A 13,563-nucleotide genomic window follows, 5' to 3' on the forward strand; every position below is an offset into this window, starting at 1 on the left:
GCTTCATTTTACTACCTTTAAGTTTCTGAAAAATCAAACCAATCATTTCGAATGAAGAAATTATTACTTCTCTCCCTATTACTTATTTCAGCTAGTGTTTTACCCCAAAAAGTTTCAATGGATCTCATGAAAGATCTGAAACCCCGGAATATTGGCCCCGGTGGTATGTCCGGGCGGGTCACGTCTATCGATGTGGTCGTTGATAATCCAGATGTGATGTACGTTGGTACGGCTTCCGGCGGACTTTGGAAATCTACCAGTGGAGGAATTAAATGGGATCCTATTTTTGAAGACCAGCCAACGGCTTCTATAGGTGCGGTGGCTATTCAGCAGAGTAACCCATCAGTGATCTGGGTAGGTACCGGTGAAGGGAACCCCAGGAATAGCCTGAATGGAGGATTCGGAGTTTATAAGTCGCTTGATGGTGGCAAGAATTGGAAATCTATGGGACTGGAGAAGACCAGACACATCCATAGGATCATTATAGATCCCACAGATCCCAATACCGTATACATTGGAGCCATCGGAAGTCCATGGGGTATCCATCCGGAACGCGGGCTGTTTAAAACCACGGATGGTGGTAAAACATGGAAGAAGATTTTGTATGCAAACGATAAAACTGGGGTGGCGGACCTTGTGATGGACCCCTCCAACCCGAACAAATTAATCGCTGCACTCTGGGAACACAAACGCGATCCTTGGTTCTTTAAATCGGGAGGTGAAGGCAGCGGACTTTTTATTACCCACGACGGTGGTGAAACATGGGAAGAACGAACCGATGCCGATGGCCTTCCCAAAGGAGAGCTTGGACGTATCGGACTTGCCATCGCCAGGAACAAGCCGGAAATCATCTACGCCCTGGTGGAAGCAAAAAAGAATGCATTATACAAAAGTGAAGATGGTGGGTTCAACTGGAAAAAAATTAACGACAAGAACGATATTGGTAACAGGCCGTTCTACTATTCTGATATTCATGTTGACCCTCAAAATGAAAATAGGGTCTACAGTGTTTTTACCTATGTGAATGTTTCTGAAGATGGCGGAAAGAATTTCGAACAATTAATGCCCGCTTATGGTGTAGACAATGGAGTCCACCCCGATCACCACGCCTGGTGGATACATCCTGAGGACGGTAGTTTTATGTTAGACGGAAACGATGGAGGTATGAATATTACACTTGATGGCGGTAAGACATGGAGATTCATTGGAAATTTACCTGTAGCGCAATTCTATCATATCGCCGTGGATAATGAATATCCCTACAATGTATATGGCGGAATGCAGGATAATGGAAGCTGGCGCGGTCCGGCCTATGTATGGCGATCACAGGGTATTAGAAATAGTTACTGGCAGGAGATCTCCTTCGGGGATGGTTTCGATGTGGTTCCCGATCCGGACGACAGCAGGTATGGCTGGAGTATGAGTCAGCAGGGTTTTGTGAGTCGTTACGACTGGATAACGGGGAACAACTATTCCGTACGCCCTACCCACCCGGATCCTGATGTTAGGTTGCGTTTCAACTGGAATTCAGCAATTAACATTGATCCTTTCAATAACAATACAATTTACTTCGGAAGTCAGTTTGTTCACAAAAGCACGGACAAAGGCCTCACCTGGGATATAATCTCCCCAGACCTGACAACCAACGATCCCGAAAAGCAGAAACAAGACGAAAGTGGTGGTCTTACGATGGATGCCACAGGTGCAGAAAATCATACAACTATTCTTGTCATAGAACCGTCCCCCATGGAGCAGAACATGCTTTGGGTGGGAACCGACGACGGCAGAGTGCACTATACTCGAAACGGCGGGGCGAACTGGACCGAAGTCACAAAAAACATTAAAGGCCTGCCTGGAGGTAGCTGGATCGTTCAGATAAAGGCTTCCAATAAACGACAGGGCGAAGCATTGTTAGTTGCCAATGATTATCGAAGGTTTAACTACGCGCCTTATGTCTTCAGGACAACCGATTACGGAAAGACCTGGAACCGTATCGTGGATGAGAACGATACAATCAGTTATGCGTTGTGCATAGTGGAAGATCCCGAAGAAAGAAACTTGTTATTCCTAGGGACGGATGACGGCCTATATGTCTCCATCAATGCAGGTAAAGATTGGGTGAAATGGACTAATGGGTTCCCAACGGCCTCGGTAAAGGACCTGGTGATTCAACCGAGGGAACACGATCTTGTGATTGGAACCTTCGGAAGGGCTGCCTGGGTATTGGATGATATTCGTCCGCTGAGGGCCATGGCGGCAAACAGTGCACTAACCGAGCAGGATGTGAAATTATTCGATCCTCCTACAGCTTACCAGGCTTCCTATCAACAGCCAACAGGGAGTCGATTTGGCGGAGATGCCATTTACAATGGAGAGAATCGTCCGTACGGGGCTCGATTTACTTATTACTTCAACAAATCGGAAGAAGAGAAGAATTCAGAAGAAGAAAAAGATTCAGAAGAAGATGAAGCGGAGAACGAGGAAGTGAAGTCGGAGGACGCCACCGGCAAACATAAGGATAGTCTTTACCTGCGCATATACAATGGTAACGAACTAATTCGAACTTTAAAACAAAAGATTCCGGACAGTTCCGGGCTTTATCGTTGGAGGTGGTTTATGGATGAAGCAGGTGTCGACAGGCCCAGTCGTCGGATCCGCGAGCGAAAGAACGAACCCGGTGGTTTAGGTGTTAAACCAGGAACCTACAGGGCGGAACTAAGCTATCTTGAAACCAAATCCTCCACTAGTATCAAGGTCGCCTCAGACCCACGACTGGAGGTGACGCAGCGATCAATCGATGAGAGCTATGCCCGACAAAAAGAGCTTCAGCAGATGACGGCGACAGCAGCAGCAGCCGTAAAACAATTGGTGGAGAGCAAGACTACGGTGGGTGAATTTCAGAAGAAATTGAAGAAAAAGGATAAAGAGGCATACAAGGACCAGATCAAGGAAGGTAAAGAATTGATCAAGAAGATCGATAGCCTGATCGCATTGTACCTTGGCAAGGAGGATAAACGACAAGGAATCACAAGAAATCCCGAAGTTACGGTAATGCAGCGTATACGAACCGCAAACAGGTACAGCGGTAGCCGTCCTAACGGGATGACCGCCACGGAGAACATACTATTACAACAAGCTCAGGATCATTTCAACGAGGCTATTGAAGAGACCAATGAATTTTTTGTAACCGAATGGGCTGCGTATCGGTCTAAAATGGAACAAATGGAGCTGTCTCCATTTAAGGAAACTAAAACCTTTGACTAATCAGTAAAACCATAGTAAATGAAAAATTTAATATTAATCCTGGCTGCTTTTGCACTGCTATTCGCATGTAAGGAAGCTAAAGAAAGCGAAACTGCCGAGGTAATTGTCCCGGATCAGTACACCATTGAACAGTTCATGGATAACGAGAATGCCTTCGGAAATGGCTTCTCACCGGATAAATCAACGGTGCTGATGACCAGCAACCGATCTGGTATCTACAATATGTATTCAACACCCGCGGTTGGAGGCGAATTAAGCCCGGTGACAAAATCGGATAGTGCCTCTGTATTCGGGATCTCTTATTTCCCAAAGGATGACCGTATTCTTTTCAGAATGGATGGCAACGGTGATGAGATCTATAAGATATTCATGAAAGATGGTGAGGAGATCAAACGACTCACCCCTGCTGAAAACGTTCGCGCCTTGTTCCGAGGCTGGTCCAGGGAGCAGAATAGCTTCTTTTATGGCAGCAACGAGCGAGATCCGCGTTTCATGGATCACTATGAAATGAACCTTGAGGATTTCAGTTCTGTAATGATCTGGCAAAATGACGAAGGGATGAATTTTGGCGGGATGTCACCGGACAGGAAGTTCATCGCGCTTACGAAATCGATCAACACCAACGATAGTGACCTTTTTATCATGAATATGGCAACTGGTGAGAAGACGAAGGTCAACGATAATTTAAGTGGAAACGTTCCTCAGGATTTCACCGCCGACAGCAGGTATTTTTATTATACAACAGACGACGGAGCGGAATTCAGCTATGTGATGCGCTATAACCTGGAAGATGGTTCTAAAGAAAGAGTCCTCTCCAAGGATTGGGACGTCACTTCCTATTACTTTTCAATGAATGACAAATACCAGATCACATTTTCCAATGAAGATGCTAAAACAGTGATGGTTGTTACTGAAGTGGCCACAGGAAAAGTTGTTGAATTTCCCGAATTTGAAAACCAGGAGATCAGTGGTGCTTCATTCTCTATGGACGAAAGTATGGCGCTATTAAGAGTAGGTGGATCCCACACTCCTACGAATTCATACGCATACAATTTAGAAACGAAAGATCTGAGTCAGCTCACCGACGTTCTCAACGATGAGATCGAGGGTTCTCACCTGGTATCGGCCAGCGTAGTGCGCTTTAGTTCATTCGATGGCCTGGAAATCCCGGCTATCTATTACAAACCTCACCAGGCATCGGCCGAAAATCCGGTACCTGCGCTCGTATGGGTACATGGGGGTCCCGGCGGACAATCGAGACAGGGGTACAATTCAACCATTCAATATCTCGTGAACCACGGATATGCGATCCTGGCCGTAAACAACCGTGGGAGTAGCGGATATGGTAAAACATTCTATAAGATGGACGACCGCAACCACGGCGACAAAGACCTGAAAGACTGCATTGCCGGGAAGGACTGGTTGAAGACACAGGAAGATATCGACGGTGAGAAAATTGGTATCCTGGGTGGTTCTTATGGAGGTTATATGACCATGGCTGCACTTACGTATGCTCCAGAAGAATTCCAGGTAGGAGTAAATATCTTTGGGGTTACCAACTGGATAAGAACTTTGAAAAGCATTCCGCCATGGTGGGAATCTTTTAAAGATGCCTTATACACCGAAATGGGTGATCCGAATACCGAGGATTCCATTCGTTTGAGGAAGATCTCTCCTCTGTTCCATACTGAAAATGTAACTAAGCCATTGATAGTGCTTCAGGGAGCTCAGGACCCACGAGTGTTGAAAGTGGAAAGCGACGAGATCGTGGAAGGAGTGAAGAACAACGGTGTTCCTGTGGAATATGTATTGTTCGAAGATGAGGGTCATGGTTTTGTTAAGAAGGAAAACCAGATTGAAGCCTACGGAAAGATCAAGGAATTCCTGGACAAGTACCTGAAAGGAGAAGGTCAGGAAAGCATGGACGCTGCACAGTCCGAAGAAACAGAAGCTACAGATTAAGTTTATGAGAAAGATCATCGCTACTTTATTGGTAGCCTTATGCACAATGAATTATAGTCACGCTCAGGAAACCGGGGAAGATGAACTCGGTTTCTGGGCGATGTACTTCGGAACCAACAGGGTTTCTGAAAAACTGAGTATACACACCGAAGCACAGTTCCGATTTTACGAAGTAGCCAGTAATTTCAACCAGATGCTCCTGCGAACCGGGTTGAATTATCACATATCGGATAAAGCCATGGCGACCCTGGGCTACGGGTATATTGAAACGGATACTGCTTTCCCGGAGTTTGATGGGGAACAGAACAGTACTGAGAACCGTATCTATCAGCAATTTGTGCTGAGGAATTCGGTAGGGAAATTCAAATTTTCACATCGCTACAGGTTAGAACAACGATTTCTTTCGAGTCCGACAGGCAGTGAAACTCAGCACAGGGCGCGATATTTCTTGCGAGTGACCTATCCGATAACCGACACCTGGTTCTTAACAGCCTATGATGAGATCTTCGTGAACCTTCAGGAGCCATTATTCGGGCAAAACCGACTTTATGGGGCTATAGGTTATAAGGCAAATGAAAATGTAAGTGTGCAGGCGGGATTTCTGAAAAATCACTTCACCGGTAGAAACTTTGACCGACTTCAGATAGGAATCTTCTGGAATACCGACTTACGCAAGAAGAATGATGAACCGAATTAACATTCAACAACTTCTTATCAATGAATATTCAGAAGATCACTTTTCAGAACGAGGACGGACAACAGTTGTCGGGTAGATTGGAATTGCCAGCCGTCCAAAAACCACATACTTTTGCATTATTTGCCCATTGTTTCACTTGCAATAAGAACCTCGGAGCGGTAAGAAATATAAGCAGAGCCTTGAGTTCTGCCGGTTTTGGTGTGCTCCGTTTCGATTTTACCGGCCTTGGTGAAAGTGATGGTGAATTTGCCGACACGAATTTTTCAGGTAATGTTGAAGATCTGATCGCCGCATCAGATTATCTGGCGAATAACCACCAGGCTCCTGCCCTGCTTGTAGGCCATTCTTTAGGGGGAGCCGCTGCCATCTTCGCGGCTTCCGAGATCGAATCCATCAAAGCGGTGGCAACCATTGGCGCTCCAAGTAATCCCGTGCATGTAACTCATTTACTGAAAAGTAGTATTGAAGAGATAGAAAGTAAAGGGAAGTCGGTGGTAAATATTGGCGGAAGGGATTTCACCATTAAAAAACAGTTCCTGGACGACCTGAAATCAAAGTCGCTACCGGACGTTGCTGGTGACCTTCGAAAGGCCCTGTTGGTAATGCATTCTCCCCAGGATACCATTGTTGGGATTAAGAATGCCGAAGAGATCTACATAGCCGCCAGGCACCCCAAAAGTTTTGTTTCCCTGGATGGAGCGGATCATTTGCTGATGCGTCGTGAGGATTCTGAATATGCGGGGAAAGTTATCGCGGGCTGGGCATCGCGCTATGTCAATATTCCGAAAGACAATAATTTAAAAACAAGTCACGATACAGTTGCCGTTTTAAGCGGTAAAGAAGGTTTTACAACCGATATGAAGGTGGGGAATCACTACATGGTAGCGGACGAACCCGAACATGTGGGCGGAAACGACTTCGGACCCAACCCATACGAATATGTTTCTGCCGGACTTTCGGCCTGTACAGCAATGACTGTTCAGATGTATGTGAGAAGGAAAGGTTGGGATCTTCAGAATATTGAGGTTCATACAAGCTATAGCAAAGAACACGCTGAGGATTGCGAAAATTGCCAAACCGATTCGGCTAAAATAGATACCTTCCGAAGGGAAATAAAATTTGAAGGAAACCTGGATGAAAAGCAAATCAAACGTATGCTGGAGATAGCAGACAAATGCCCGGTGCATCGCACGCTACATAGCGAGACCCAGGTGATAACTACCTTGATTGATTAAGTTAAAGAGATAATTTGGTCTGAATTATATCCGGCTTGTATGTAAAAAGATTAAACCTTAACTTCGAACAACACTAAACCTAAATTTAAAAGCATGAAAAAAATCGCATTGAGTCTTGCATTACTTTGCTTTATCCTTGCAAGTTGCAAAGACGACAAAAAGAAAGATTCCGAAGAGAATGTTGAAGTAGAAGTTGTTGAGGAAGTTAAGCAAGATGAAATAAAAAGAATAACAATGACCCTGGAGTCCAAGAGCGGAAGCACTGCCGGTGGAACTATCGAGTTTATAGAGGATAGCGGGGTTGTAAAAATGATGGCTACCTTAAGTGGCCTAACACCTGGCACTCACGCAATTCACATTCATGAAAAAGCGGATTGTACTGCTGAGGATGGAACTTCCTCGGGAGGGCATTGGAACCCAACATTTGCTCCACATGGTAAATGGGGAGACAAAGCCGGTTTCCACAAGGGCGATATTGGAAATGTAGAAGCCGATGAAGAAGGGAATGCGAGCATAACCATGAAAACCGACGAATGGTGTATTGGTTGTGGCGATGAGAAAAAAGACATCCTGGGCAAGGCGATCATAGTACACCAGGGAACAGACGATTTCACAACACAGCCCACGGGAGCTGCCGGCGCCAGGGTAAGTTGTGGCGGAATTATCGAATAGATTTTATTACATAATACTTTGAAAGCCATCCGCCTCAGGCAGATGGCTTTTTTACTACATTTATATGAATCTAAGCCGTATAAAATGAAACATCTTTACCAACTCTCTGTCCTTGCAGGTCTGGGGATATTTATCTATATCTATTTCTTCAATTTCGACAATATGAGTGAGACTCAGTTGGTGAATTCGGTTTTGTATTGGTATTCTCCGCTGGCTTTTGGGTTCTATGGGCTTATCGCATTCAGAATTAAGGATAAAATGCCTGAAACCGAATCAAATGTTCTTATGTACGTTTTCTCCGGAAAAGACTCGCTTATCCTGATCCTATTGATACTTTTAGGTATAAGCGGTTTAATTGGACTCCTTGTACTTTTATTGCCATTACTTATTTTCAATATTAGAAGGCCCGCCTATGACCTTAGTGTGGCTCTTACAGGTGTTTTTCTATTGCTGATCTTACTTGTAATATTCTTCCAGGTACTATGGCCGGCTCTCTAAAGTATTCCGAACTATGAAGCACAAATTTGAAATAAACGGTCTTGACCATGTTGCGATTCGGGTTAAGGATCTGGAACGCTCCGCAGAATGGTACACAAAATTGTTGGGTCTAAAAAGATACCAAACCCCGGAATGGGGCCACTACCCTGTTTTCTTACTTGCAAACCGCTCTGGAATTGCGCTGTTTCCTGCCAATCCGAATGATACCGCAATCGATCCTACATCTAGGAATGTGAAGTTAGATCACTTTGCCTTCAATGTAAGCAGAGAGAATTTTGAAAAAGCAAGGAAGCACTATGAAGAACTTGACATGGACTACACTTTCAGCGATCATCATTATTTTCATTCCATATACACTAAAGACCCTGACGGTCATACGGTGGAACTCACAACAATAGTTGTGGATGAACAAGACTTCTATAAACAATGATAGAACTGATAAGAACAGATTCGGGAAATGAAGATTTCATGGCGCTTGTCAAGAATTTAGACAAGGATTTGGCGCAGCGGGATGGTGACGATCATGCGTTTTACCATCAATTTAATTCGATCGAATCGATTAAACATGCCGTTGTTGCCTGTCAGGATGGAAAGGCCGTGGCCTGTGGAGCGATCAAAGCCTTTGATAAGGATTCCATGGAGGTGAAGCGGATGTATACGTCGCCGAGTCACAGGGGAAAAGGAATTGCTTTGCTCGTCCTCACAAATTTGGAGAATTGGGCCTCAGAACTCGGATTCAAGAACTGTGTCCTGGAAACCGGAATGCAACAGCCGGAAGCAATGGCTCTATACCAAAAGTGCGGGTATAAAACAATCCCAAATTACGGACAGTATATCGGCGTTTCAAATAGTAGATGTTTTGCAAAGCTTTTAACCAGTTAAACTTATAATGATATCACTCATAGCTTCAAAGACAGGGATTAGGTAATTTTATATCTTCAATCCATGTCTATGGGCAGGCCAAAGAACAAGACAGACCTTCTCTCCTTGAGTAAAGCTAACTATCGGAGGTTGATGGAGCTTATCGATTCCTATTCCGAAGAAGAGAAAAACAAGGACTTCCCCCCTGGTACACTGAACCGGAATATACGTGATGTGTTGGGTCATCTTCATCACTGGCATACTATGTTCCTTCAATGGTATAAAGTTGGTATGGCAGGAAGCAAACCCGATATGCCGGCAAAAGAGTACAGCTGGAAAAAAACTCCCGAGTTAAATGCCATGATTCAGCGGAAATACGAAAATGTACCCCTGTATGAAATGAGTGATCTTTTTGAACGATCTTTCTGCACAGTTTACCAAATCATAGAAAAACATACCAACGAAGAATTATTCACCAAGAAAAGGTACAAATGGACCAGAAGTACGTCCTTAGGCGCTTACCTGGTATCGGCTACATCAAGTCACTACAATTGGGCGATAAAGCTCATCAAGCGGTGTAAGAAATAGACAGGGAATGAATTAGAATGAAAAAAGCCTCCGTTTGGAGGCTTTTGGTATATAGAGATGCAAATGTTTCTTTTTAGGGACATCGTTTGATGTTTACTTTATGTTTCATTTACAGGATTTTCACTTCTGAATAGATAATTTCAAATAGTATGCCAAAAAAAAAGCCGCTTTAAAAAAGCGGCTCTTTCAGAATATATAGTATGCTTATTGTTTCACTATTCGTTTTACAACAGTGGCTGATTCTGCTTCGATCTGTACGAAGTACATTCCCGTAGAAAGGTTCTCTACAGAAAGAGTAGTGATCGTTCCTGAATTGTTTAGTTCTGCGGTTTGAACCACACGGCCGTTTACATCTGTAATTCTAACAGAAGAAAGACGTTCCTGACTGTTATTCACCAGGTTCAACTCACTTTGAGCCGGATTCGGATACAACTGAATTGCACCGGCTAGTTGGTTATCGATATTCGAAAGAATTTCAACAACTTCCAGTTCGAAAGTACATATTCCTGTGTTTCCTGCTCCGTCTGTAGCCGAAACAGTAATTACAGTAACTCCTGCCCCAACCTGGGTTCCGGCAGCCGGATCCTGAGTTAATGTTGGAGACGAATTACAGTTATCAGTAGCCGTAGCCATTGGCGTGTAATCAGGAATTGTGAAAAGTTCTCCCTGGTTCACGGTTTCGGACATGTTTGGCGGACAAGTAACATTTGGATCCACTGCATCAACAGTTACTTGCGTTTCGGTACGAGAAGCAAGGCAACCCGTAAATCCTAGTCCAAGGTTATCGTTGTATACTCCGTAGGTTGCTGTTGTATTGCAAACACCGCTCCAGTCGGCAGCCGAGTCTGTATCACCTGTACGTGTAAATGAACCATTACACTCGGCAAGGAGCGATGCTCCATCGCCGGTCCAATCCAGGTCGTTGGCTGTAATATTGAATCCGTTGATCGTTACATTCAACTGGGCAATCTCAGCGGCTGAGAAATTCCAGAAAACAGAGTCAACAACGTTTCCGTTGGTATCAATAATAATAATCCATCCGTTACCATCATTGTTCCACCAGATATTGTCTCCCCAGTATCCTGCGCCTCCGTCATCGTTAAAATCGACAACGCCATCCTGCCCTATAAAACCTAAGGTTTGCTGAACAGAATTAATAGTATTGATATTGGTGTAGGGTTCCTCACTTACAGCAACCGTATAGCCACTGTAATCGGTTCCTACTCCTACGTTGGTAATTTCAAATCTATCCGGGGTTTCCAGGGTAATTTCTGAAATAACCAGTTGAGAAAGTGGTCCCGGAGGATTTTCTTGTGCCCAAACGGTTGTATTGGATGTAGGATTAAAGGTATAGTCGGTACCCTCGAAGAGGAAGTTACCACCATTCTCCGCATCGAACCAACGAATCACATTCGCCGGATCTGATGGCGTGGCAGTTACAGTTACAGGTTCTCCAACACAGATGTCGGAAGCTCCGGTAGTTGTAGGTCCGTTTGGTACGGCAAGTACTTCAATAGAGTCAGATGCTGAAGAGGCTACCGAACAAGTACCTGCTTGTACGGTGTAAGTGATTGAGTGAACTCCCACCCCGGCAACAGCCGGATCGAAAGAGTAAGTAGCTCCATTGCCGTCGTCGGTTACACCTGGACCACTATACACACCACCAAAGGGTGTTCCTCCACCAAGTCCAGTTAAAACTTCTTCGGAAGCACATACATCAGCTGGGGCCGTAAAGGCTGCCAGACCTGAAGGTGTATCAAAAGCTTCAGTTCCGTCGGAACGGCTATTGGAAGATCCCTGGTCCGCACTAACACCAAGACCACGCTTTGCGAAAGCATTCCAAATTCTACATTCATTCGCTCCATTATAAATTGCGGCGTCAGCGGCAAGTACCGCGTCACGACCATCAACAAATCCAGGACTACAAGGTTGGATCTTCAGTGCTTCTGTTACGATAGCCAGAGCCTGAACGTTTCCGGCATCCTGGTTAACATCTCCTGTGAAATTGTAAATATCAGGGTCGTAACCGTACTCGTTTATCAACTCCCATGTCATTTCCCAAAGCATGGTTGACCATACTGATCCAACTCCGTGTGGTACTGAAACAGTTTTAATATCGTCGTAAGTTTGTGGATTTACTGCCATATCGGTACTGTAAGGGAAAGGTCGGATACCGTTTCCTCCAGGGCCCTGTCCGAAGAGGTAGGTTCCCACAGCTCTTGCGTCACCTCCCTGGTCGCCAGGCTCAATGGTCATTACGGCTCCATACCAGTCGCTCCATCCTTCTCCCATTTGCTCCTGGTTACCCAGACAGCCTGATGCTCCCGGTCCTCCGGTAAGTCGGTTTGAAATTCCGTGGGCATATTCGTGCACGATCACAAGGTTATCAAAATCTCCGTCCTTATCACCACAAACGTACATTTGCATTCTTGGATTTGATCCATCAGATGGTGTGGCCATGTTCGCGTTACAGGTTCCCGATCCGTCCTGGGCTTCAGAATCTACCGAGTCACTTCCCAATCCGCCATTACCATAGTTATTCTCCTGGAAGTTTCCACTTACCTCATCAAAACCGTAGATGTAAACCACATCGTGAATTATGTTACTCCAGTAAAAGAGGTTTGTGATCGCAGCATCTTCGTACTGATTCGCACCACTGTAGATCTGGCTAAACGGATATCCGGTGAAATCAAGACTTGCCCCACCATCTGGCTGATAGCCAGGATTGTTGCCATCCTCGTATGCGTTGGCATTATTTCCTCTTGTAACGGTGAATTCTGCACCCGGAGCTCCGTCGGTGTCATGCCATCCAAAAGGAGAGGCCGTAGGATGCGCTGGTTGAACCACATTTGAAAAGTTTCCGTAATACGGGCTTTCAATTGGCATTTCGAATGCCTGGTAGCATTCAGTACATCCTGCTTCAGCATTAGCCACCAATTCGTCGTAATTAGGAATGTCGAATAAATTCGCATTGAAATCGAGTACTTCCTTATCGTGAGTACTGTGGTCATGATCGAAATTACACGAGACCACCCAGTTTATTTTGTCAATGATCTGCCCAGTGCTTGCATCAACACGCGCGCTGTACCATTCAGTTTCTACTTCCGAAGATTCAATGGAAAGATCCCAGGCAAGTACTAGTTCATCATTTTCGTTTAGTTGATAGGTTAGCTCCACTGGAATGTCGCTTGAAGAAATACCACCACCACTCAAACGAGTTTGTTGTGTAGCATTACTTTTACGTTCCAGGATAGCGAAGTTCCCAGCTGAGTTATAGTTCAACTGAGCTGCAGCTGCCTGAACGGCTTGCACGGCTGTTAGAGACGGCGATCTGCTTCCGGCGGCCCGAGTGCTTGTGTTGGAAATAAAACGATCGCTGGCAGATAAGACCGTTCCATCAGGTCTAAGGTGGATTCCGGACTCGGTACCGTATACCGGAATGCCGTTTACAACCTGTTTAAAATAGATATGATGTATCCCGCTTACCCGGCTAACATGTTCATTGGTTACTATCCATTGAACGTCCTGGGTCTCCAGCAGATCATTCTCTAAATGTTGTTCGAAATAATCATTGATTTGTTTGCTACCTGTCTGAGCTGAAATGTGTGAAAAACACAAAAGGCATAAAACTAGCATCAAACCGCTTGTAAATCTTCTCATAATTGGTTTATTAAATGAAGGGTTTGGGGTTTCACAATTTTTAGCGCAAAGCTAATACATAGTGATGATTTATCAAATTATTAATTGATTCACCCAGAATTTTAACATTAATGAAAGATTTCTAAT

Annotated in this window: 10 protein-coding genes; 9 read left to right on the plus strand and 1 reads right to left on the minus strand. The window is 44.8% G+C overall.

The annotated features are described in order from the left end of the window. Nucleotides 1-51 precede the first annotated feature (51 nt). From J1N09_RS07900 to J1N09_RS07940, 9 genes are all read left to right on the plus strand, one after another. Nucleotides 52-3,264, plus strand: a complete 3,213-nt coding sequence (locus J1N09_RS07900) for a WD40/YVTN/BNR-like repeat-containing protein (protein WP_265199534.1) — start codon at nucleotides 52-54, stop codon at nucleotides 3,262-3,264. 18 nt (nucleotides 3,265-3,282) lie between these two features. Beyond that, complete coding sequence (locus J1N09_RS07905; protein ID WP_265199536.1) at nucleotides 3,283-5,226, plus strand: S9 family peptidase; 1,944 nt, start codon at nucleotides 3,283-3,285, stop codon at nucleotides 5,224-5,226. A gap of 4 nt (nucleotides 5,227-5,230) precedes the next feature. Beyond that, the gene (locus J1N09_RS07910) at nucleotides 5,231-5,923 is read left to right on the plus strand and encodes a DUF2490 domain-containing protein (protein WP_265199537.1); all 693 of its coding nucleotides are present in this window, start codon (nucleotides 5,231-5,233) and stop codon (nucleotides 5,921-5,923) included. Between the two features lie 20 nt (nucleotides 5,924-5,943). After that, a complete protein-coding gene (locus J1N09_RS07915; RefSeq protein WP_265199539.1) occupies nucleotides 5,944-7,158 on the plus strand; it encodes a bifunctional alpha/beta hydrolase/OsmC family protein in 1,215 nt (404 codons plus the stop codon). Nucleotides 7,159-7,251: 93 nt separating this feature from the next. Next, nucleotides 7,252-7,830 carry a superoxide dismutase family protein gene (locus J1N09_RS07920; protein ID WP_265199541.1) on the plus strand — a complete coding sequence of 193 codons (579 nt, stop codon included), beginning with the start codon at nucleotides 7,252-7,254 and terminating at the stop codon, nucleotides 7,828-7,830. An 84-nt stretch (nucleotides 7,831-7,914) separates the two neighbouring features. Beyond that, nucleotides 7,915-8,328, plus strand: a complete 414-nt coding sequence (locus tag J1N09_RS07925; RefSeq protein ID WP_265199542.1) for a hypothetical protein — start codon at nucleotides 7,915-7,917, stop codon at nucleotides 8,326-8,328. Between the two features lie 13 nt (nucleotides 8,329-8,341). Beyond that, a complete protein-coding gene (locus J1N09_RS07930; RefSeq protein ID WP_265199544.1) occupies nucleotides 8,342-8,758 on the plus strand; it encodes a VOC family protein in 417 nt (138 codons plus the stop codon). Further along, nucleotides 8,755-9,210 carry a GNAT family N-acetyltransferase gene (locus J1N09_RS07935; protein WP_265199545.1) on the plus strand — a complete coding sequence of 152 codons (456 nt, stop codon included), beginning with the start codon at nucleotides 8,755-8,757 and terminating at the stop codon, nucleotides 9,208-9,210. Before J1N09_RS07930 ends, J1N09_RS07935 begins: the two co-directional genes overlap by 4 nt. Nucleotides 9,211-9,279: 69 nt before the next feature. Beyond that, on the plus strand, nucleotides 9,280-9,777 hold the full coding sequence (locus J1N09_RS07940; protein ID WP_265199548.1) for a ClbS/DfsB family four-helix bundle protein: 498 nt from the start codon (nucleotides 9,280-9,282) through the stop codon (nucleotides 9,775-9,777). A gap of 204 nt (nucleotides 9,778-9,981) precedes the next feature. Here the strand turns inward: J1N09_RS07940 and J1N09_RS07945 are convergent, their stop codons facing one another. Further along, nucleotides 9,982-13,437: a M36 family metallopeptidase gene (locus J1N09_RS07945; RefSeq protein ID WP_265199550.1), complete on the minus strand. Its 3,456-nt coding sequence runs from the start codon at nucleotides 13,435-13,437 to the stop codon at nucleotides 9,982-9,984. Nucleotides 13,438-13,563 lie beyond the last annotated feature (126 nt).

The organism is Aureitalea sp. L0-47, from assembly GCF_026126405.1.
Taxonomy (GTDB): Bacteria; Bacteroidota; Bacteroidia; order Flavobacteriales; family Flavobacteriaceae; genus Pukyongia.

Bases quoted from the DNA above. Each gene is read 5' to 3' on its own strand.
- J1N09_RS07915 (WP_265199539.1), top strand. From the start codon at position 5,944: ATGAATATTCAGAAGATCACTTTTCAGAACGAGGACGGACAACAGTTG.
- J1N09_RS07925 (WP_265199542.1), top strand. From the start codon at position 7,915: ATGAAACATCTTTACCAACTCTCTGTCCTTGCAGGTCTGGGGATATTT.
- J1N09_RS07935 (WP_265199545.1), top strand. From the start codon at position 8,755: ATGATAGAACTGATAAGAACAGATTCGGGAAATGAAGATTTCATGGCG.
- J1N09_RS07945 (WP_265199550.1), bottom strand. From the start codon at position 13,437: ATGAGAAGATTTACAAGCGGTTTGATGCTAGTTTTATGCCTTTTGTGT.
- J1N09_RS07920 (WP_265199541.1), top strand. From the start codon at position 7,252: ATGAAAAAAATCGCATTGAGTCTTGCATTACTTTGCTTTATCCTTGCA.
- J1N09_RS07910 (WP_265199537.1), top strand. From the start codon at position 5,231: ATGAGAAAGATCATCGCTACTTTATTGGTAGCCTTATGCACAATGAAT.
- J1N09_RS07940 (WP_265199548.1), top strand. From the start codon at position 9,280: ATGGGCAGGCCAAAGAACAAGACAGACCTTCTCTCCTTGAGTAAAGCT.
- J1N09_RS07905 (WP_265199536.1), top strand. From the start codon at position 3,283: ATGAAAAATTTAATATTAATCCTGGCTGCTTTTGCACTGCTATTCGCA.
- J1N09_RS07900 (WP_265199534.1), top strand. From the start codon at position 52: ATGAAGAAATTATTACTTCTCTCCCTATTACTTATTTCAGCTAGTGTT.
- J1N09_RS07930 (WP_265199544.1), top strand. From the start codon at position 8,342: ATGAAGCACAAATTTGAAATAAACGGTCTTGACCATGTTGCGATTCGG.